Raw genomic sequence first — 21,915 nt, 5'->3', positions numbered from 1 at the left:
CAACATAAATCAATTTATTCAAATAATTACCTTTATGTTGATTTATCTATTTTTTTCATACGAAACTTTACACTATCAATTTTAAAGTTATTTCCAAATTAATATTCATCTTGATTATATATTATTGCATATAATTAGTCTATAATTACCAAAAGTAAATATAAGTTATCTATTAAATCTTGATTCTATATAGTGTGCAATAAATTGGAGCCCTATATAGAATCTTTCTAGCGATTTCTCCCCATGAAAATAGTGCTTATGTTCTTATATTTATAATCCTTGCAAAAACTTTTATAATATACTCAAAATCATTTAGGCTACGAATCAAAAATTTAATATCAACTAAAAATATCTTAATATAACCTCTTAGAGGAATCCTCTTAAATATATAATTAATAGATCTCAAATTCAAATTTTGGTTATAATTTTATATAAATATAGCTAGTAAAACTTTTATAATTTTACTAGCTACTTTTGAAAAATACTATCTGCCCAATTAGGTATTTTTTTATCTCTCCATATTATTTCATCATTTTTAAAATACATAATTTCTCTTAATACTTCTGTATTATCGTATATATTTACTTCATCACATATTCGAATTACATCATTTAAATTCTTTAGTGAATCATAATATCTTCTTTCTATATCTTTATCAGGTATTCCGTGCCCACCTTTACTTACTCTAATTTTAACTCTCTCTTTAGCAATTTCAGGACCTTCTACCCCTATATAATTCATAACTATATAAAAACCTTTTTCCTTTGCAAATCTCATATTCTTTATTATACTTTTGCCAGATAGTGTTGTTTCTTGGTTAAAAGATATGTCTTCCAAAATATATTGTTTTATTAACTTAACAGCTTCTCTTGCGCACTTAACTTGAAGATTATTATCTTTCCAAGATCCAATCCTAGCTACCATTTCATCAGTATTTATTCTTTTCTCATCTTTATTTTAATTATAATATATAGATTTGTATATTGAAGTTTTGCCTGCACCGTTAACTCCTGCAAAAATTGTATAAGCTGGCATGCTATTCACCTATAACTTTCGCCTGTTCTTTTTGTAATACCCAATTAGATAATGTCATATAAAAGTCTTGCTCTTCTTTTGTTTTTGCATTTTTAAATAATTCCTTTAATTGATTATATGAGTATTTCATAAAAATATCATATAGATTAATATCCTTATTTTCCACTTTAAATTACCTCCTTTATAAAACATCTATACAAATATTATATACCAACCTCAATGGATTATAAACCTAATACTTTATAATTTTAGTTCTCCACATATACGATTCTCATTATTCCTGCAAATGATGTTTTTTACATTTTCAAATATCTTGAATAGAATTTATAAAGACTTTTAATCATTAGATATTATCGCTATAGGCTTATTTTTTATCTAATATACTTATGAGCTCTTTATCATCTAATCTCATTTATTCATGATAAACTCCTTCTTAACATAAATAAAACTTCAAACTATAGATATTATAAAAAATGTAGTTACCTTGTTTATAGATAAAGTAACTACATTTTTTATTTATTTTCAAATGAAGTAGATATCTTCAGTACTACTATGTAACCAAAATAATTATTATTAATTCTTAAACATTAAATAGATTTAATAGATTTAATAGATTTAATAGATTTAATGTTTACTTTTTAATTCATCAATCATTGTTCCTCTTCCGATTTCTTCCCATAAAATAATCCATCACGTCTCATGCTTTTATCATTCTTACATAACTCCGGCAAAACTTTTATATTTAACTGAAATCTCCACTGATGGCATCAATAAATCCTAAAAAATATTCATAATCTTTTCCTCTAGATTATCATATAACAGAATAAATTGCTGAAATAAATTATGTTAATATGCCACATAAAGCTAAAGCAATGATTCATTTATTTTTTATACTTACCTATCTAAAATTTAAATAGTATATTGCAATTTTAAGTTTTAATTATGTATTTTTATAAAAAAATAAGATAGGGTTTCACCTATCCTACTAACTTTTATCTCTTAATAATTTAATTTTTTCTATATTCAATCCAGTTTTCATAGCTATTGTTTCATTATCTAAAATATCTAATAAATTTTTAGCTATCTCTATTGCTTTTCTTTCTTCTGCTGAACTAATCATATTAGCTCTTTCATGCAGTGATCTTTCTCTCTCATAATAAATTCTCATAGTTTCTTCATCACTACTTAAGTATTCGATTTTTTGTTCAGCTTTTTCTATTGCTGTATCCAAACTCATCAACTCCTTTAATGTAGTTTCAGATATATCTTTTTCTAAAAACATAAGCCATCTTTCTATGTCGTTTTCTTTGTAATCTTTATTTTTCTTGTTTCTGAATTTAGGTAACTCTAAGAAATGGATTTCTACGACATCTGTTAACATATAATCCTTCTCTATATCTTCCCATAAATGGAATGAAGATTGATAACTATCTGTTCCTAAAAATTCAAAATCTAATATATTTATAGTTATAACTTTTTCTAAACTAGTATAATCTTGTCCTTGCTTTATGTTTTCAAGATACATCTTTCCCCAATAAAATAATGTTCTTTTATCCATATTTCCTTGATTTGTAAGCTGTACTTCTATATCTATGTTTTCACCTTTAGAAGTTTTTGCTCTTACATCAATAATTCCTGTTTTATCTAAAATAAGTTCTTTAGTTAATTGTTTATTGTCAATAATTTCGACTTCTACAATAGGTTCCTTTTTAGTTCTCTTTAAAACTGCGTTTATAAATGATATTAGAATATCTTCATTACCTTTTTCACCAAATATTTTCTTAAATATAAAATCATTCAATGGTTTTACTTTTCTCATATATAATTTGCCTCTTTAATTTTAATCTTTAGTTAAATTATTATCCTGTACTTACTTTATTATAACATTAATTAAAAATTTGTTTACTATAAACTTGATATTTAAATTTATTTACAATTTTTATAATAGTTTCTACTGCTTTTTCTTCATCTCTTATTTATATTGCTAAAGATAGGTCTAATAAATATTTATGGTCTTCACAAAAATCAAATACTGCAGCAACTTTTTTAGCACGCTCTATGACTTCTTCTTACCATAATTAAAATTCAAATTATACATATCATAAAAAATGTAGTTACCTTGTTTATAGATAAAACTTCTATTTATTTTGAATTCATGTTTGATTTTAAATTTGTTAAATATATTTTTTTATACTGTATATAAATATTTTCATATATCACATAATAAGTATTTGATTATATGTAATATAAGATATCTATATTTAACATATTAAATGCAAATATATATAATAAAAATTAGAAATTTATTAAATAGACAGTGGAAGGAAATATATTATGAAAAAAGATGAATTGTTAATTAACAATAATAGGAAAAAATATTTAATAGTATTCATATGTATGTTTATGCAAGCTATTCCATTTGCAATTGCACAAAATATTCAACCATTATTTATACCATATGTAATTAATAAGTTTGATTTTTCATTAGCATCATTCTCATTAATTTTTACATTTGGAGCTTTAGCATCTGCTACATTTTCACCCTTTTTAGGTAAATTATTTGGTAAGATAAATATAAAAATATTATTTATAGTAGGAACAGTATTATCATCATTAGGATTTTTAGGTTTTGGTTTTGCTCAAACATTACCTCAATTTTATATATTATCTGGAGTATGTCAAGTAGGATGTGTTCTATTGTCAAGCTTAGGAGTGCCATATGTAATTAACAATTGGTTTCCTAAAAAAGGTAGAGGTATAGCATTAGGTGTAGCATTTTCTGGGGGATCTATAGGTAATGTGTTTTTACAAGAAATCACATCACAAATGTTAGCATCAAAGGGATCAAGTTATAGTTATATAGTATTTGGGATAATTTCATTGCTATGCAGTTTACCAATAATACTATTATTTATGAGAATGCCTAAAGCTAATGAAGTAGAATTAGTTGAGGAAAACTCTAATGAATCTAATATGGAAGATAATAGATTCAAAGGTTTAGGTGTAAAAGAAACAACTAAGAATAAGTATTTTTGGAGATGTTCAATAGGGTATGCAATAATAGCAATTGCTATATCTGCATTAAGTACTCAATATGCAACCTATTTTACAGGAGAACTTGGAATGAATGCAACATTAGTTGGTACATTAGGTTCAGTATTTGCATTATTCAGTTTAATAGGAAATGTAACTGGAGGAGTTTTATTTGATAAAATAGGTACATTAAAAACAATGTCTATGTCATTTGTACTTTCAATCGTAGCTGTAATAGGATTACTTATTTCAAGTAAAGTTCATAGTTTAGCATTTTTATTCTCAGTAGCATATGGTTTAAATGTTTATTCATATATGTCAGCACCAGCATTTATGACTACAGATGTATTCGGTAAAAAAGACTCTAGTGTAATACTAGGTATTGTAAATCTTATATTCGCATTAGGATATGCGTTAGGGTCAACCTTATTTGGGATGATAGTAGATAATTTTGGCTTTAATATGGGATGGATAGTAATGATAGGATGTTTGCTTTTAGGATATATTTTATTACTTACATCAATAAAAAAAGTTAAAGATCAAAATAAAAAGTTTATATAAGGTAAATATTAGGAGCTGAAAAAATGAAAAAAATATATTTCAATAGTAATATTATAACAATTAATGATAAAGAATCTAGAATATATGTAGTTTTAATTGAAAATGGAAGAATAATAAAAGACTAATTGTAAAATGAAATTCAAATTTTAATTTTAATTTTATATAAATATAGCTAGTAAAACTTTTATAATTTTACTGGCTACTTTTGAAAAATATCATTTGTCCAATTAGGTATTTTTTCTCTCCATATTATCTCATTAATCTTGAATAGAATTTATAAAGACTTTTTATATTTCTTATAGTAATCTAAACTTAAACCAATATCAAAGGCACCTAAAATTATATATAATAATGCAGAATATTTCTTCTCAACTAAATTTAAAATTCCTAACATCCAAAACATAATACCTGCAAATGCATATAGTTTCCATGTTATTTTGTTATTTATTACTTTACTTTTACATCTACCACTTCTTTTTATTTGCTTAATTCTAGAGTTATATGCTAAGTAAGGCATAAAATTAAAGACAAATATAAAAATATCAATTACTAATAACGCTAAGATAATCAGAAATATAGGTCTTATAGCTATTGCAGAAAAAACTGACAACCCTATCAATTAATATAGCCATTATTAAAGAATAGATTGTTCCCCTTCTCGTTTGATTTCTTACACGTGTATATTTATCTATTTCCGATTTACTATCACTATAAATAGGCTTAGTCCCAGCTTGCGCTAAAAAAATATGCATTTGGTTATTGACAGAAAGAACAAGCTCCCATCCTGCTTCTTTGAATATGGTAAAATACTCTCCATCGACATCCAATTGATAATCTAAACTATACACTATATTTTGAGGTTTATCTTTTCTTAGCTTATAGAAAAAACCTCCTACTATATCTTCTAGTATCCAACCTTGACTCGCATAATTTTTTAGTTTTTCCATATCACTTTCTTCACTAAAAGCAAGACCATTAATAATTACATATTTACTTTTCAAGAATATCACCCTTTCCTAACCCAAAAATTTTTCAACAAATTTAACCATCTGCTTTTTACGTTCAATCTCTTTTATAAGCATCTCTTACCCTTTATTGGTTATTTTATACACCTTTTTATTTTCATCTGTATCACAACTTAACTCAACTAAATCTGCTGCTAAAAGCTTTTTTAGTGTTGTATAAAGCGATGCAAGACCAATAGTAACTTCATTATCAGTAAACTTCTCAATAGTCTTCATAATTATGTAACCATGCTTTTCATCAATAACACTAGATAAAATATAGAAAGCAGAATCTGTTAACTCCCCAATATCAATAGAATCTTTTCTTGGCATAAAATTCTCCTTCGTACTTTTTATATCATTTATCATCATAAGCGTTCTCTTATCATAAGTAAAAATTCAAACTATACCCATTATACAAAAATGTAGTTACCTTATTTATAAATAAAGTAACTACAAAATTTCTCTCTTCAAATGAAATATATAACTTCACTACTCATATGTAACTAAAATAAATATTATTAATTTTGAAACAATAAATATAGGTAATTTATTAAAATATTGATTCTATATAATCTGAAATAAATATTACTACCGTATAATAATTCTACTATTGCTATTATCCTAATTAAACCTCATTTAATCCCTTCATAATTTCATATATTTTACGGGTAGTATTAACATTTCTTGCTGTCATTTTTTTATATGCGTCAGTTCCTATAAATTTATTTAATCCGCTTTTCGTAATATTTTCTTTATCTAATGTCCATAAAATTGCTCCTTGTACATACATAACTGTATCTATTTCTGGTTTAATTTTTAATTCATCAATCACTGTTTCTTTATCGATTTCTTCCCATAAAAATAATACATCACTTCTCATGTATTTATCATTTTTCCATGACTCTGGCAAAAGCTTCATCATATTCTCAAAATCATCTATACTACGAATCAAAACTTTAATATTTAACTGAAAATCTCTAAATATAGCCTCTTCTAAAAGTTCTATTATTTCTTCCTTTGTGTGCTTCATATCGGTAAAAATTACATTCCCAGAATTTATATATGTAATAACAGATTCCATACCTATTCTTTCAAATGTTTTTTTTAGAAGTTTCATATCTATTTTGTTGTTTCCCCCAACATTTATTCCTCTTAGTAAAGCAACATAAATCATTGTTTTCCCCCTTAATTTTTTTGATTAATTCATTTTATATATTTCTACACTAGTTTTTAAAACGAAGTTATTTTTCTTATGTTCATCGCGCTGTAAGTAAAAAAGCATAAGTTTTCCATCCTATAACATAATTAAGCTCATTTCAATTTCAAGTTTCTATAATATTTTTTATATCATCATCTTCTTAGAAAATCCCTTAATAGATTGGATTTATCTATTAATATACTATCTTATTTTCCTAAAACAATAAGATCCCCTAGTATTTTAAATCCATTTTTTTGATAGAAATTACATGAAGGATAATCTCTTTCTGTATTAAGCATCATACCTTTTACCTTTTCATTAATTAGTAATTTTTCTATATCTTTTAAAAACAAGCTGCCAATACCTTTTCCTTGAATATCATAGCTTATACAAAATTCATCTATATAATATTCCATACCACCTATCCAAGGCTTTTTCATTCCTAAGCTTAATGCTACAATCTTTTCATCTAACAATCCTATATATCCTAAGAAATAATTATTTCCCATATGATTTATAAAAAAATCCTTTACCTGCTCTCTTGAATCATATTCATCATACCAAGGTTCTCTTGAAAATGTATCTATAAATAAGTCTATGCATTCTTCCAAATTCTCTTCTGTTAACTTAATTACTTTTAACTTCATTTTACCCCGCCCCCTTTAAAATTAATACCTAAATCCACCACCAATCAAAGCCATCTGCCACTAACTACTCTTTTTTCTAACAGAATTTTGTTCTTATATTTAATTATTGCAGATGTACCTATATGATTAGGTTAATTTCATTTAGGTGCATTTATATCTATATAATAAAATTTTGAATTTGACATATTTATTTCACCTCTAATTTGTTAATTAATTTGTATGAGGATTAATTTTTTGAAACAATCTAAATGGCATATTAAAATTTATCTCTTTATTATATATCCATTGTGTTCAAGAATTTTTATTGATTTTTCAAAGTTTTCTTCTTTAGTTAAAATATAATCTGTATTATATGTAGATACTGCAAATATCCCAATTTTATTCTCTGCTAACAAAGTTGATATTTTTGATAATATACCAATAAGAGAAAAATCTAATACACCTTGTATTCTAAATGCTTTCCATCCATTATCACATTCAACTACATTTTTAGGCACCATATTTGTACTGCATACTAATGATAATTCTTCATCTGTCTTTCCTATAAAACAAAATTCATCTGAATAATCTACTTCTGATAGATCTTGTACTTTGCAAATTGAAAAATCCTGATTTATTATTTTTATTTCCATTTATTACTCTCCTTTTTAACTTCATATTTTCCTATGAGTAATATAATCGAACTTTAAATACTCATTTTTCCAAGTGTTTCATCTATTGAAATACATTCTGCATATCTTCCATTCCACATAAATTCATTATAATATTTATAGCTTTGTTCTGCTAACATAAATTTATTATTTATTGTTGTGTTTGCATGCTCTGGAACTATAATGTGAAATCCATGTTCAAACCCACATTTTATAGTAGCATCAATACAATAATCTGTTTGAAGTCCTACAATTATTATTTCTTTCTCACCTTTAGTTTTTAAATACTCCAGCAGGCCTGTCCCTTTAAAAGCGCTATTAAAATTCTTATTAAATATTTTTTCTCCTTTTAATGGCTTAAACTCTTCATATATTTCAAATCCTTCAGTTCCTTTTACTAATTCCCCTCCCTCTCCATCATCATGGCGAACATATATTACTTCGATATTATTATTCCTAGCCTTATTTATTATTTCTTTAACATTAGATACAAATGTATTAAATTTATATAACTTTTCATTTGTTATTAACTTTTGTGTATCAATCACTAGTAAAACCATTCCAATTCTCCTTACTAAATTCTCTATAACTAATTTATTTGCTGACCAATTGCAATTGCACTAATATAAATTAATTTACAATTATTGTATATAAGTATAGCTTATTTTAGTGCTTTGGTAAATCATTTGATTCTATTGCTAAGTAATTAATAGAATTTGTTCTTTGAAAATTGAATAGTACAGTGTTTACCAAAATATGTTATAATGAATTGAGAATTATTTAAATTATTCTTAGATTTGAGTTGCTAAAAGGAGAAATAATATGTTTGAAACTAGTGGAATATTAAATGAGGAGACTATAAAAGAGTCAAAAATACATGTGATAAGCTCTAAAAGAAAGAAGTTTTTTATAATATATTCTATTGTATTTAGTTTATTAGGATTATTATCAATAGTTTTAGGAATAGCAATTTCTGATACATCCTATATAGTAAACGGAGTTTTTTTTGAAGTTCTAGCTGCTATTTCAATTTTGGTTATTTTTTATGTTCAAAACATATTTCAAAAAAAGAATATGGAAATGATAAAGGAATCTTCTAATGAAAATAACTTTAAAATTAAAACTATTTTCACTGAAGATGGAGTAGTTATAAATAATTTAACTACATCATCTAAAGTTGAAATAAAATATGAGTTTTTCGTAAGATTTTCAGAAACTTCCAATATGTATCTTTTGACTACAAGATCCGGGCAACAAACATTCATATTCAAAAAATGCTTAAATGATGACGAAATAAATTCTTTTAAAGATTTTATTAAAGAGAAATGTAAGAATATAAGATGGTAATTTATTTCCTAAATCATTGTTGTTTATGAGATTAAATTAATTATTAAATAAAAAATCTTACATTGATTTCAGATCTAAAATTAAATATCAGTTAAAGAGAATACCGTACTATTCAAAATGAATATGCGGTATTTTTTAATGCGCAATTCAGAAAAAAAATAAACTATTTTTCTTATCCTAAGTAAAAGTCAAACTCTATCCATTATAAGCAAATGTAGTTACTTTATATATAAATAAAGTAACTACAAAACTCATTTTAAATAACTTAATAATCTAAATTACCTATTTATTATTATATTTATAAATTTATATATACTATTTGACATCAAATTAAACCATATAATATAATTCCCTTATTATGTTGTTTTGTATAGTAAAAATGAATCATTAGTAACATTATTGTGCTTATATTGGATTTTAGAACAGTATTATGCATTATAATTACTATATGGTTTTATCTAAAATATTGAAAAGCTTATTTAGGCAATAGAAATAAATATAATTAACATCTAGGAGGAGAAATTATGAATCAAGGACAAGAAAAATTTTTAGGTTTTATTTTAGAAAAAGTTCAAGAAGATAAAATTGAGGAAGCAAAAGCATTACTTGCTGAAAGCTTTAAGAAACAATCAGAAGGTACTTTTTCACATGAATATATTATGGAATTTATTCCTAAGATGATTGCTTTATTAAAGCCAGAAAAGGTTGAAGAAGTTAAAGCTATTATGCAACAATTTGCTCAAAATCTAAATCACTAGAATTATTTACAATATCAAAATATGTTATTTTAAATATATAGTCATAGAATAATATAGTACTAATTTGAAAAATAAATAGATAATGCAAGGTAAAAGCACCAAATAAGATGTAATTATTCTTTTTGGTGCTTTTACTTATGAAATATCAAATTAATTAGTAATTATAATTTTAATACATATACTATTAAATCATATATTCAATTTATTCAAATGGATAAACTAAACCTATTTGTCTTCTTACTTCATCCATTATTTTAGCTAATTCTAATGTGAAATTATGAGAAGCCACATTGCTTTCTAAAGCCTTATTCATAATGCAATTATTAACTTCTTCAATTTCATATTTAAATCCAGTTCCTTCATATTCATCTATATACTTTTCAGTAGTATCTTCAATATATAAATATGCTTCTTTTGATGCCCAAAATCTTGGTATAACTATCTTTCCGTTTTCTCCATATATTACTGCTGTCTTATCTAGATTTGCTGCTAGTGAACATTTTAAAGAAGCTAAAATTCCATCTTCATATTTCAAATTAATTATATCACTTTCATCTACATTGGTTTTTGTAAATTCAGCACTTGCTTTTATATCTTGCGGAAAACTATTTGCTATATAATTGGCAAATAAAATTGGATAAATACCAACATCTAACAATGCTCCACCAGCTAGATTAGGATTGTATAATCTATGGTTTATATTTTCCTCACCTTTAAACCCAAAATCTGCTGTAACTAATTTAACTCTTCCTATTTTCCCTTCTTCAATCCATGTTTTTGCTTGATTAATTGCTGGTAAGAATAAAGTCCAAAGTGCTTCCATTATAAATACATTATTTTCTCTTGCAAGCTCTAAAACTTCCTTACCTGTTTTAGAATTATATGAAAATGGTTTTTCACATAATACATGCTTTTTAGCTTCTATACACTTCCTTGCAAAATCCATATGGTAATTATGAGGCGTTGCTATATAAACTGCATCTATATTATCATCACTTAAAAATTCATCTATGTTGATATAATATTTTTCTATACTATGCTCATTAGCAAATTCTTTTGTTTTATCCTCATTTCTTCCATAAATTGCAGTAAGAATTCCATTTTTAGTATTTTTTACTTCTATTGCAAAAGTATTAGCTATTGTACCAGGTGCTATAATTCCCCATCTTATCATAAATTTATTACTCCTCTCTTTTATTACTATAATTATATAAGACTCCTTCTAAGAATAGCAAATAAAAAATGGATATATAAGTTCACTTATTTAATCACTTCCTTTCAGATTAACTTAAACTTATATATTCCATTTCAAAATTGAGATTAATTTTTATTTTGTAGGTGCAGGTAGCTCATTAATTTTAATTCTAAATAAACTATAAGGCTTTTCTCTTAAGTCTTTTCCATAATGATAATCAGCTTGTCTGTTTAGTTGATTTGCAGTGAAATACAAATATTTATCATGGCCTATAGAAAGTGTATCTGGCCATAAAATTCTTGGATCATGTGCTATAGTTTTCATTGTGCCATCTAGTAAAATAGTTCTAATACTATTATTTTCATAGTCACCTGCATAGACTATTCCTCTAGCATCAGACATTAGACCATCAGAAGCACCCTTTTCCCCTAGATCTTTAACATAAGATGATAATACTTCATCTGGAATTGCTCTATTTCTTAAAAGTTCTGTTTCAATAGAATATAAATTTCTACTTGATAACGGACAATAATATAGAATTTTTCCATTAGGAGATATAGCTATCCCATCAACTGAAAAATTAATTGGTTCAGTTGTACCATCCTCTTTCCTTTTAAGTAATACTTCTCCTTCAACTTTAGGAATAAAATTTGGATCAGGAGATGTTGATTTATCACCATTTAATCGTCTAAATGCTTCACCACTCTTTAAATTAAGAACAATAATTGCTCCTTGTCCATTTGTTGAAGAATCAGTTATATATGCATATCCTTCTTCTCCAACACGATAATCTATACGTACATCATTTAAATATGTTGTTGGTAAGACAACGTCATCAGAAAAAGTATATATTCTCCTTATTTTATTAGTTTTCAAATCTACAGCAACTAATTTTGCTCCACCTTTTATAGGTTCAGAAAACATAGGTGAAGCTGTATCTAAAACAAAAAGTGTTCCTCTTCCATCTGCTACAACACTTTGCACACTTATAAATCTTTTGCTAGGATCATTATAATCTTCTTTATTTATCTCCATATTTGGATAAGGAACTAATTTGTTCTTAACAATTTCAGCTACTGTGAACTTAACATCGTCTCCCCACTTTGGAAAATTCACAAAAATACGCCCTTCTTCAGAAATGGTAACTCCTGTAGGCATTGGACCATAAAAAGCAAAGACTTGCTCTAAATGTCCAAAGTATTTTTCTCTAGGCAACTTTTTATGTTTCATAAAATCTCCTTTTTATTTTTATAATATGTATTAAATAAAGTTTGATGAATAAAACATAATTAATGAAATCTTTTCATTAATTACCTTATGGGACTTTATTACAATATATTTAAATATATAATATTTGAGAATTTATATTTTTAGTGAGAGATCATAATGATTAAACAAATTATAAGGAAAAAGGCATATGTAGAACAAGCCTACTCTGTAGCCTATGGCTTATATGAAAAATGCTGTCCTTTAGGCGCAATTTCAGTTTATAAAGGAATTTATGCACAAGTTGACTTTAATAAATGTGTTGGTTGTTCTAAATGTGCTAAAGTGTGTCCTGCATCAATTATTGAAATTAAGAGGGAAGTAAATTAAATATGAAAATTAAAAAGAATACTAAAAAAGATTGGTACGATTACCTGTGAATTGCTACAGTTGTATATTTAACTCTTGGATTATTTAATATTTTATTTGCTTGGCTAGGGCTAATATGTTTCTTGCTTCCTCTTATAATAAGCTTAACTAAAAAGAATAAGGCTTACTGTATAATAAAAAGGATTTTTTATAAATATATTTATAAAAAATCCTCTGCTCTAATAAAACTTATAATTTCTTTAAGTTCCACAAAATGTTCTATATGGACTATTTGAAGGTTCTGGTAATGTTGAATAATCATCTTGCTCTTTGGAATATGCAAATGGTTTTGATAGTGCATCTAAAAGTCTATCCATCACTCCATAATCATCATTTTTTACTGCAGCCTCTAATGCTTCTTCTACTCTATGATTACGTGGTATTATATAAGGATTAGAACTCTGCATAAGTTGTTTAATTGATTCTTTTGTTTCTGCTTGCCTTGTTAATCTTTCTTGCCATAGTTCATTCCATTTACTAAATTCAGATGTAGCAAACATTACAATACCATCTCTTTTATCAAGAGTTAATGCACTAAATGTATTTGTATAGTCTGCACCATATTTATGCATCATACTCAAAAGATTTTCAATTAGTGATTTATCTTCATCTTCTTCATTAAATATTCCAAGTTTTGATCTCATTCCAGATAACCAAATTTCTTCATATATATTTGCAAATTCTGAAATTGCATTTTGCGCTAAATCAACTGCTTCATCTTGATCATCATGAAGTAATGGTATTAGCGTTTCAGCAAATCTTGCAAGATTCCAAGCTGCAAGCTTAGGTTGATTTCCATAAGCATATCTTCCTTGAACATCTATTGAACTAAAAACTGTTTCTGGATCATATACATCCATAAATGCACAAGGTCCATAATCAATAGTTTCTCCACTAATTGTCATGTTATCTGTATTCATAACTCCATGAATGAATCCCACTAATTGCCATTTTGCTATAAGATCTGCTTGTTTTTTTACTACTTCTTTTAAGAATGCTAAATATTTATTTTCTTCATTATCAACATAAGGATAATGCCTATTTATAGTATAATCAGCTAATTCTTTAAGTTCATGGATGTTCCCAAATCTAGCAGCATATTGGAAAGTTCCTACACGTATATGACTTGCTGCAACACGTGTCAATATTGCACCAGGTAAATAATCTTCACGTATTATTTTTTCACCAGTAGTAACTACAGCCAAACTACGAGTTGTAGGAATTCCAAGTGCAGCCATTGCTTCACTTATAATGTATTCTCTTAGCATTGGTCCTAAAGCAGCTTTTCCATCTCCACCTCTTGAATATGGAGTTCTACCAGAACCTTTAAGTTGAATATCTACACGCTCTCCAATAGGAGTTATATGCTCTCCAATTAATGTTGCTCTACCATCTCCAAGCATTGTAAAATGTCCAAATTGATGTCCTGCATATGCTTGTGCAAATGGTGTAGACCCTTCTGGAATCTTATTGCCAGCAAGAACTTCAACTCCATCTTTACTTTGTAAAAACTTAGAATCTAATCCTAAAGAATTTATCAATGAATAGTTTAATGCAACGAGCTTAGGTGATGGAACATTACTTGGTTCTTGTATAGTATAAAATATATCTGAAAGCTTTAAATAACTATTATCAAAATTGAATTTTGTATCTTTTATCATTTCTTTTTCTAACATATTCTCTCCTTTCTATTTTTATAAATGCTTTAATTGACTAATATTAGGGATCACATTAATATTAGTCACTTACTCTTTTTTAATAGAATATAAAATTATTAAATATTTAATTATATTTAGTTTTTACCTCTAATTAGTTATTATACTGGTTACATTTAACCAAACTTCTTATATATTTAAAAATTATGTTTACTTAATAAATTCATATTTTATTTACCAATAAAATAATTAATTCTACCATCTCTAAACAAATTATATTATTTAATAATAATTATTTATATTGATGATTATATCATAAAAATGAATGCTTATACTGATCTTTATCGTAAAAAAGGTTATGGAGATAAACAAAAAATCTCCATAACCTTTTTATTTTGTATTAGATAACTTAACTACTGCTTCTTCTTGAGTAGAAGTAAAATATATACAATTTCCTTTATTACTTTCATAAATAAAATCTCTTAATGCTTTACTTGTATATATTGAGAAATCTCCCCAAACTGCAAATTTAGTTCTGTAATTGCTAAAACGTTGTAAAATATCACCTGCAATCCCTGTACTTAGTTTAAAAAAATCTTCTATAATAGCTTCTTTATTAATAGCAAATCTATCGCATCCAGTTTCATATGATATTGTAGCCATTAGATCCAAAGCAGATTGTACATCAGTTAATACTAAATCTTCACTTTCTACAATAGCAATTTCTATTCCATTATTATTTATTTTTGTAATTTTCATTTTAATTCTCCTCGTATAATTAATTTTGTAGTTAATTTTATTGAATTTCCAGTACCTAAACTTTCTACAATTTATAATTATTTAATAAACCTTTACGTACTTTCTCAATCCAATTTAATTCATTTTCATAAGACATAATCATATTTTCATAAAGCATTTTCCAAATAAAATATTCTTGATTAGTTCTATCTTTAAAATGCTTTTCTCTTCTTTGTTCCTCTTTATACATAGATATATATTCTTTAACTTCTAATTCATACTTTGATAATAATGTTTCAACTTCATTTAACTCTAAACGCCCTGACCATGCTAGTTGTATCAAAAATTGCTTTTTGAATTCAGGTACTTCAACATTAGTATTAATAATCCAATTTTCTAATTCTTTTACTCCTAATTCTGTAATAGAATATATTTTTTTGGAAGGGGCACTCTCTTGATGTTTAACTTCATTTACTACTAAGTTCTTCTCTAATAATTTAACTAGCGATTTATATATCTGATTATTATTACCTGACCAGTAGAAAAATGGTGATTCTTGAATGATTTTTTTAATATCATAGCCAGTCAATGGTTGCCAGCTTAACATTCCTAAAATTGCATAATCTATTGTCATTAATATTCCTCCTTTAACCTATGTTAACACTAACATAGGTATACAATATCATACTAATAAGTTATTGGCAATATATAGATGAATATTTTTACTATATAAATAAGTAATAAGTTTTATAATATATATTTAAAGTCAATTATATAAAAAGAACTAAGATTTCACTCAGTCTTTTATAAATATTCATCATTAATAACCGGTAAATCTTTTCCAGTACATATTTAAAAATCACCTCAATTTGAAGACGAGCATTTCTCATACATTTTATAAATTCAATATAAACTATTAAAGTATAAAAAATAAGATAGACCTATTAAAAGCCTATCTTAATAATCTTTAATTTATTCTTGTCAAACTCACTATATCTTTACAACCTATTATAATTGGAACTTTCTCTATTTTAACAATACTAGTATCTATTCCAAACCATTTAGCTGGTGAAACAGTCAATCTTTTAATTAATAATTTTGTACTAGTAATAAAGTTATCCCATCTAGAAAGTTCATTTTCGTTAGAAAGTACTTCTTCTAATAATACAAATTTAAAATCTCCAACTACAAACTTTCCATTTTGACTAATCATATAATCCTTCGGAGTATATTTAATTTCACCACATTTAACTAAATCCTGAATTATTTGATGTAAAAACACATTTACCTTTTGATCTATACGGAACCCGAGATTAAATTGAATACTAAATGCTTCATTTGGTACAATCGTATTTACACTATATTCAGTAGTATATGGTTCATCTGTTACTTTTACATTCACAAACCAGTAGAATTTCGCACGTTTAGGTTGCTTATTAAATATAGAAAATATTATCTTGCTTTCTATTTCTTTATAATTTTGTGACTCAGTTAAATAAACAAGATTAGTCGCATATAAAGGTATTTCCTTATCCTCTTGTAATGACTTAAAATGTTCTTTATAATCTGTTATATCAACATATTGACTAAATCTTTTTCTTATTCTTGTCCCATAAATCCATATATACATTAAGAAGATAAGTGCTCCTGATATTATTATAGTAACATATCCACCATGTATGAATTTAAATAAATTAGCATATAAAAATGCACTTTCTATCACCATAAAAATAGCAAATACTATCACAGACATAACTTTTTTCTTTTTATTAAATCTTAAATATTGAGTTAATAAGATTGTAGTCATAAGCATTGTTATAGTAATTGCTAAACCATATGCAGCTTCCATATTTTCTGATTTTTGAAATTTTAAAACTAATAATACACATCCAACATATAGTAAATAGTTAACTGCGGGTATGTAAATTTTCCCTTTATCATCATTAGGATATCTAACTTGAAGTTTTGGGAACATATTTAATTTTATAGCTTCAGAAACTAATGTAAATGATCCTGTTATCAAAGCTTGGCTAGCAATTATTGCTGCAATTGTAGCAATAATTGTTCCTGGTACGACAAACCAACTTGGCATAATTAAAAAGAATGGATTTTCCTTAATTACACTACCTTCTCTTAACATTAACCATGCACCTTGACCTAAATAATTTACTACTAAACATATTTTTACAAATACCCATGTGTAGTGTATATTTTTCTTTCCACAATGTCCAAGGTCAGAATAAAGTGCTTCCGCACCAGTTGTACAAAGAAAAACAGCTCCTAAAATATAAACACTTCTAGGATTTGTTATTAACAAATTAATTCCATAATAAGGGTTTATGGCTTTTATTATTTGAGGATATTGCATTACTTGACTTAATCCTAAAGCAAAAAGCATAAAAAACCATATAACCATCATTGGTCCAAATAATTTTCCTATCACATCAGTTCCAAATCTTTGAAGTAAAAATAATATCGTTAATATACTTATTACAATTATAATTATTCCTTTAGTTTCTATTGAGAAAACTAAGTTTAATCCCTCTATTGCTGATGTTACTGTTACTGGTGGTGTAATCATACCATCTGCAAGCAATGTTGCTCCACCTATAACTGCAGGTATAATTAGCCACTTAGCTTTTTTCCTAACAAGAGTATATAAAGAAAATATACCTCCCTCACCCTTATTATCAGCTTCTAAAGTTATCAGCACATATTTTATTGTTGTTTGAAGCGTTAAAGTCCAAAAAACAAGGGATACTCCTCCCAAAATAAGCTGACTTGATATGTACCCATTGTCCACTCCTAGCATTGATTTCATAACATAGAGAGGTGATGTACCTATATCTCCATATACAATTCCTAATGCTACTAAAAGAGACGCTATGCTAACTTTCTTTTTCATTTTCTTACTTTTTCCTTCCTATGTTAACAAATTAAAAATCTAACCTACTCATTATAATCCTGACTTCTTTTAATGTCCATGTCACTTATATTATATATTTAGGCGTTATTTTTAAATATAGTTATATGTATTTATATAAATCTCTATTCATTATTAGAATTCTTTAAAATACTCAAAAATACTTTAAAATACTCAAAAATAAAAATCAGGAATAGATATACTAATAATATCTTCCTGATTTTAATAATATAAATTTTCTTAATATTTCTATGTATTTTACATTTCAACTTAATACAAATTAATTATAAAAATAATTTAAAGTTATAATTAGATAAAAACATTTTTATGATATATTTCTTGTAATCCTTTTAACATGTTTCTTTCTTGCTCTATTACTATGCACGTTACCCTTCTTTATTGAATTATAAATGCAATCAATTTCTTCCCTTGAGAGCCTTATATTTGAAGGATATTTCCTAATAAACTTCTTTAGTTTTTTTAGTTGAATTACAGGGGTCTCTGTTTTTACTTTTTTCAATTTTGATTTGTTTGTAAAAACTATTACTGATATAAATACTCCTTTTCTACCTATATATTCTTCTAAAGCTTTTATATGTCCATAATTTTGTCTAATGGGATTATAAAATTGATTTTTATTTCTATTTATTATTTGAATCCAATATTTTGAATATTGATCTCCGTATATTGAACCACTATAATCCTTTGTTTCTATTACAAATATTCCTTTTTTACCTATTAAGATATGATCTATTTGACTCGAACCTTTTTCTCTTTTTATTAATATATCACTCAATAGTTTGTATCCTGATAATTTACTTAGAACTTGATTTACTTCTTTTTCTCCTAAGTTTAATTCCCTTTTTGATTTAATCTTTTTAACTAAAATTGCAGCTATGACTAATACTAATAAAATTGTTATAATTATCCTTTGTGTATTCATCTTTTTCTCCTAATTTTTGCTTTTGTATTGTATATAATAAATATTTTTGCTATATTATAGCAACTTTATAAATCTATTTCAAATAAAAATGGAAAGACATATTAAAAAGCTAGACAATCTTAATTTGTCTAGCTCCTTATAACCTTTACCCCTAAATTTTAAATTTTAATATCATTTCATTAAGCTTTTGTGCAAGCTCAGCTTGACTTTGAGCTGTTAGAGCAACTTGCTCTATAGCTCTTGTAGTTTCATCCATGCTTTCTTTTATTATAACTGAATCTTCACTTGACTTTTGTGAAGATTCTGCCATGTTTTGTACTGCTTCACTAACTTGTCCGATTGTAGCTGTAATTTCTTCTGACATAGATGCAATTTCATCAGACATTTTACTTACGAAATCTGAATCATTATAGTATTGATTTCCTGTTTCTTTATAAGCTTCAAATTGTTCATTTACATTTTTATTTATAAATTCTAATATTTCATTACCTGTTTCATTACTACTCTTAAAGGCAGCTTGAACATTTTTAATTGTTTCTTGAATTGTCATTGCTGATTCCTTTGATTCTTCTGCAAGTTTTCTTACTTCTTCAGCTACAACTGCAAATCCTTTACCTTGTTCCCCTGCTCTAGCTGCTTCAATAGCTGCATTTAAAGCTAGTAAATTTGTTTGTTCTGCTATGCTTTCTATTGTATCAGCCATTACTTTTATAGTTTCTACTATTTTCCCATCTTCAATTGCTTTTATCATTTTGTTTTGTTTTTCATCATATATTTTTATTGTGTCTTTAATTGCATTTTCACTATTATTTTTAACTGCTAATGCTCTTTCTTTTGACTTGCTTGCATTATTACTTCCATCCATGGCAGTAGTAGATAGTACATTTATACTTGCATCTACCTCTTGAACAGAAGCACTTATTTCTTCAGATGCAGCACTTGATTCTTCCATTCCTGCCGCAATATTATTAACTGCTTCATCAATAATTTCTACTTTTGATAATAACTCTTCCACAGTTGCTGAAAGTTCCTCTGATGAAGCACTTATATCTTCTGAGTTTTCCATAATCATTTTTATTAAGTTATTTACATTTTCCTGTGCAGTATTTAGGGCTATTCCAGTTTGTCCAAACTCGTCTTTTCTAGTTATGCTGATAGGCATAGAAAAATCATAACTAGCTAATCTATCAGCTAAATTTTTTATTTTATCTAATGGATTTATAATATTTTTAATTAATATATAAGACATAAAGCTAATAATAACATACCCTATTAAAGTAAAAATTAAAACTATATAGAAATATTTATTAAATTCTTGTATATTTTTTAAATTACTGTTTTTAGCTAAATTTTCATTTATTTCAATTGCTTTCATTAACTTGTTAAACATAGAGTCTATGATTTGTACTATCTCTGAATTATGAAGAGCTGATGCTTCATCATATTTATTTTCTTTTAATAATTCTATGACTTCAGACTTCAATTCTCTATATTTAAATAAATCACTCTTAAAATCTAAGAATACATCTTTTGCTTCCTCTATTGAATCAAGAGATTCAAACTCTTCAATTAATTCTTCATTTTCATAAACTATATTACTAATTATTTTTAATCTTTCTTCTAACTTAGTTTCATCTTTTTCATAGATCACCTTCACTATATTAATATAATCATAATTTAAGTTTGATTTTAACCCTTGTAAATCCTTTATTGATATTAAATTAGTGCTATACATACTATTTGCATTTTTATTTATTGACCAAGAGCTAAATAATCCAATTCCTCCAATTAACAGCATTAAGATACTTATTGGTAAAAATATTGATATAAGTTTATTTTTTACTTTTAAATTTATAAAAAACTTCATTTTATTTTATCCTTTCTTTTTTCATTTGATTATTATTATTTTCGTTATCTATATTTTCGTATGGTTTTTTAAAAATTTAAAAGTATTACTATGAAAATTTAAAATTTATCATAAATCCATAATTTCATTATATTTTATAACAATATTTATTTTTTAATCCTTTACTTTTTAAATATCAATAATATTATTCAAATAACTATTGTTAATACTTTCATATTATTTAGTATATCTTATTCTATTGATTTAGATAATTTTGTAAATTTTTATTTTTTTGTTTTTTTAATTATCATTTACGAGTATATTATTTAAGATTATATTGCCAAAATTTAATTTACTATTAATATTAAAATATGCAATATTAAAATATTTTTAAATATATTTCCACACAAAAATAATAAAAGGATTAATGAATTTTCATCATTAATCCTTTTATTATTTTTGTATTAAATTAAACAGTTAATTATTTAATTTGGTTTTCGTATTGTTCTACCATTCTCTTAACCATTTCTCCGCCAACACTTCCGTTTTGTCTTGAAGTAAGATTTCCTTTGTCTGCACTTTCATAGTTGCTTAATCCAACTTCTGATGCAACTTCATTTTTTAATCTGTTTAACCCTGCTTTTGCTTCTGGTACTAAATTTCTGTTACTTCCATTATTATTTGATGCCATATCTTACATCTCCTTTATATATTATTTTTGTTGACACTATTATATTAACCAGT

The 21,915-nt window shown here is 25.7% G+C and carries 21 protein-coding genes and 3 pseudogenes; 5 read left to right on the top strand and 19 right to left on the bottom strand.

What is annotated here, in order from left to right:
* Nucleotides 1-468: 468 nt before the first annotated feature.
* The 3 genes and pseudogenes from I2A75_RS15700 to I2A75_RS15690 all read right to left on the bottom strand — a co-directional run bounded on the left by I2A75_RS15700 (nucleotide 469) and on the right by I2A75_RS15690 (nucleotide 2,854).
* Nucleotides 469-1,035, bottom strand: a pseudogene (locus tag I2A75_RS15700) (zeta toxin family protein).
* Nucleotide 1,036: 1 nt separating this feature from the next.
* Nucleotides 1,037-1,201, bottom strand: a complete 165-nt coding sequence (locus tag I2A75_RS15695) for a hypothetical protein (protein WP_195266321.1) — start codon at nucleotides 1,199-1,201, stop codon at nucleotides 1,037-1,039.
* Between the two features lie 819 nt (nucleotides 1,202-2,020).
* On the bottom strand, nucleotides 2,021-2,854 hold the full coding sequence (locus I2A75_RS15690) for an Rpn family recombination-promoting nuclease/putative transposase (protein WP_195266319.1): 834 nt from the start codon (nucleotides 2,852-2,854) through the stop codon (nucleotides 2,021-2,023).
* 515 nt (nucleotides 2,855-3,369) lie between these two features.
* Here I2A75_RS15690 and I2A75_RS15685 point away from each other — a divergent pair.
* Nucleotides 3,370-4,629, top strand: coding sequence for a conjugated bile salt MFS transporter (locus I2A75_RS15685; RefSeq protein WP_207733844.1), 1,260 nt, complete (start codon nucleotides 3,370-3,372; stop codon nucleotides 4,627-4,629).
* A gap of 274 nt (nucleotides 4,630-4,903) precedes the next feature.
* Here the strand turns inward: I2A75_RS15685 and I2A75_RS18215 are convergent, their stop codons facing one another.
* The 7 genes and pseudogenes from I2A75_RS18215 to I2A75_RS15655 form a co-directional block, all read right to left on the bottom strand.
* Entirely contained in the window at nucleotides 4,904-5,146 is a 243-nt protein-coding gene (locus I2A75_RS18215; RefSeq protein ID WP_347707771.1) for a hypothetical protein, read from the bottom strand.
* A 25-nt stretch (nucleotides 5,147-5,171) separates the two neighbouring features.
* Nucleotides 5,172-5,630, bottom strand: coding sequence for a DUF2812 domain-containing protein (locus I2A75_RS18210; RefSeq protein WP_311315488.1), 459 nt, complete (start codon nucleotides 5,628-5,630; stop codon nucleotides 5,172-5,174).
* A 15-nt stretch (nucleotides 5,631-5,645) separates the two neighbouring features.
* Nucleotides 5,646-5,966: pseudogene (locus tag I2A75_RS15675) on the bottom strand (PadR family transcriptional regulator).
* Between the two features lie 295 nt (nucleotides 5,967-6,261).
* Nucleotides 6,262-6,810, bottom strand: a complete 549-nt coding sequence (locus I2A75_RS15670; RefSeq protein WP_195266317.1) for a DUF1697 domain-containing protein — start codon at nucleotides 6,808-6,810, stop codon at nucleotides 6,262-6,264.
* Between the two features lie 230 nt (nucleotides 6,811-7,040).
* On the bottom strand, nucleotides 7,041-7,481 hold the full coding sequence (locus tag I2A75_RS15665; RefSeq protein ID WP_195266315.1) for a GNAT family N-acetyltransferase: 441 nt from the start codon (nucleotides 7,479-7,481) through the stop codon (nucleotides 7,041-7,043).
* A gap of 263 nt (nucleotides 7,482-7,744) precedes the next feature.
* A complete protein-coding gene (locus I2A75_RS15660) occupies nucleotides 7,745-8,113 on the bottom strand; it encodes an ACT domain-containing protein (RefSeq protein WP_195266313.1) in 369 nt (122 codons plus the stop codon).
* Between the two features lie 53 nt (nucleotides 8,114-8,166).
* Nucleotides 8,167-8,691 (bottom strand): cysteine hydrolase family protein, encoded by a 525-nt coding sequence (locus I2A75_RS15655; protein ID WP_195266311.1) that lies wholly within the window; start codon nucleotides 8,689-8,691, stop codon nucleotides 8,167-8,169.
* A 262-nt stretch (nucleotides 8,692-8,953) separates the two neighbouring features.
* On the opposite strand from I2A75_RS15655, the gene I2A75_RS15650 reads away from it, so the two are divergent.
* The gene (locus I2A75_RS15650; protein WP_195266309.1) at nucleotides 8,954-9,478 is read left to right on the top strand and encodes a YcxB family protein; all 525 of its coding nucleotides are present in this window, start codon (nucleotides 8,954-8,956) and stop codon (nucleotides 9,476-9,478) included.
* A gap of 524 nt (nucleotides 9,479-10,002) precedes the next feature.
* On the top strand, nucleotides 10,003-10,236 hold the full coding sequence (locus I2A75_RS15645) for a hypothetical protein (RefSeq protein WP_195266307.1): 234 nt from the start codon (nucleotides 10,003-10,005) through the stop codon (nucleotides 10,234-10,236).
* Between the two features lie 202 nt (nucleotides 10,237-10,438).
* On the opposite strand, the gene I2A75_RS15640 is transcribed toward I2A75_RS15645, so the two are convergent.
* Both I2A75_RS15640 and I2A75_RS15635 read right to left on the bottom strand, forming a co-directional pair.
* On the bottom strand, nucleotides 10,439-11,410 hold the full coding sequence (locus I2A75_RS15640; protein ID WP_195266306.1) for a Gfo/Idh/MocA family oxidoreductase: 972 nt from the start codon (nucleotides 11,408-11,410) through the stop codon (nucleotides 10,439-10,441).
* Between the two features lie 153 nt (nucleotides 11,411-11,563).
* Nucleotides 11,564-12,661, bottom strand: coding sequence for an L-dopachrome tautomerase-related protein (locus I2A75_RS15635; protein WP_195266305.1), 1,098 nt, complete (start codon nucleotides 12,659-12,661; stop codon nucleotides 11,564-11,566).
* 156 nt (nucleotides 12,662-12,817) lie between these two features.
* On the opposite strand from I2A75_RS15635, the gene I2A75_RS15630 reads away from it, so the two are divergent.
* The gene (locus I2A75_RS15630; RefSeq protein ID WP_195266304.1) at nucleotides 12,818-13,027 is read left to right on the top strand and encodes a 4Fe-4S binding protein; all 210 of its coding nucleotides are present in this window, start codon (nucleotides 12,818-12,820) and stop codon (nucleotides 13,025-13,027) included.
* A gap of 50 nt (nucleotides 13,028-13,077) precedes the next feature.
* A pseudogene (locus I2A75_RS18040) lies at nucleotides 13,078-13,197 on the top strand (4Fe-4S binding protein); the annotation flags it as partial.
* Nucleotides 13,198-13,266: 69 nt separating this feature from the next.
* Here the strand turns inward: I2A75_RS18040 and I2A75_RS15625 are convergent.
* From I2A75_RS15625 to I2A75_RS15595, 7 genes are all read right to left on the bottom strand, one after another.
* Nucleotides 13,267-14,742: a protein adenylyltransferase SelO gene (locus tag I2A75_RS15625; RefSeq protein WP_195266303.1), complete on the bottom strand. Its 1,476-nt coding sequence runs from the start codon at nucleotides 14,740-14,742 to the stop codon at nucleotides 13,267-13,269.
* A gap of 369 nt (nucleotides 14,743-15,111) precedes the next feature.
* Nucleotides 15,112-15,480, bottom strand: a complete 369-nt coding sequence (locus I2A75_RS15620; RefSeq protein WP_195266302.1) for a DUF4180 domain-containing protein — start codon at nucleotides 15,478-15,480, stop codon at nucleotides 15,112-15,114.
* A gap of 64 nt (nucleotides 15,481-15,544) precedes the next feature.
* On the bottom strand, nucleotides 15,545-16,093 hold the full coding sequence (locus tag I2A75_RS15615; protein ID WP_195266301.1) for a helix-turn-helix transcriptional regulator: 549 nt from the start codon (nucleotides 16,091-16,093) through the stop codon (nucleotides 15,545-15,547).
* 333 nt (nucleotides 16,094-16,426) lie between these two features.
* Complete coding sequence (locus I2A75_RS15610) at nucleotides 16,427-18,364, bottom strand: KUP/HAK/KT family potassium transporter (RefSeq protein WP_195266299.1); 1,938 nt, start codon at nucleotides 18,362-18,364, stop codon at nucleotides 16,427-16,429.
* 343 nt (nucleotides 18,365-18,707) lie between these two features.
* On the bottom strand, nucleotides 18,708-19,325 hold the full coding sequence (locus I2A75_RS15605; protein ID WP_195266297.1) for a nuclease-related domain-containing protein: 618 nt from the start codon (nucleotides 19,323-19,325) through the stop codon (nucleotides 18,708-18,710).
* A 151-nt stretch (nucleotides 19,326-19,476) separates the two neighbouring features.
* Entirely contained in the window at nucleotides 19,477-21,192 is a 1,716-nt protein-coding gene (locus I2A75_RS15600; protein ID WP_195266295.1) for a methyl-accepting chemotaxis protein, read from the bottom strand.
* A gap of 460 nt (nucleotides 21,193-21,652) precedes the next feature.
* Nucleotides 21,653-21,862: an alpha/beta-type small acid-soluble spore protein gene (locus I2A75_RS15595; RefSeq protein WP_195266293.1), complete on the bottom strand. Its 210-nt coding sequence runs from the start codon at nucleotides 21,860-21,862 to the stop codon at nucleotides 21,653-21,655.
* Nucleotides 21,863-21,915: the final 53 nt, after the last annotated feature.

Source organism: Clostridium sp. 1001275B_160808_H3, from assembly GCF_015550425.1.
GTDB lineage: Bacteria > Bacillota > Clostridia > Clostridiales > Clostridiaceae > Clostridium.
The sequence above is the reverse complement of the archived record's forward strand: the minus strand, read 5'-3'. Positions and strand labels throughout refer to the sequence as shown.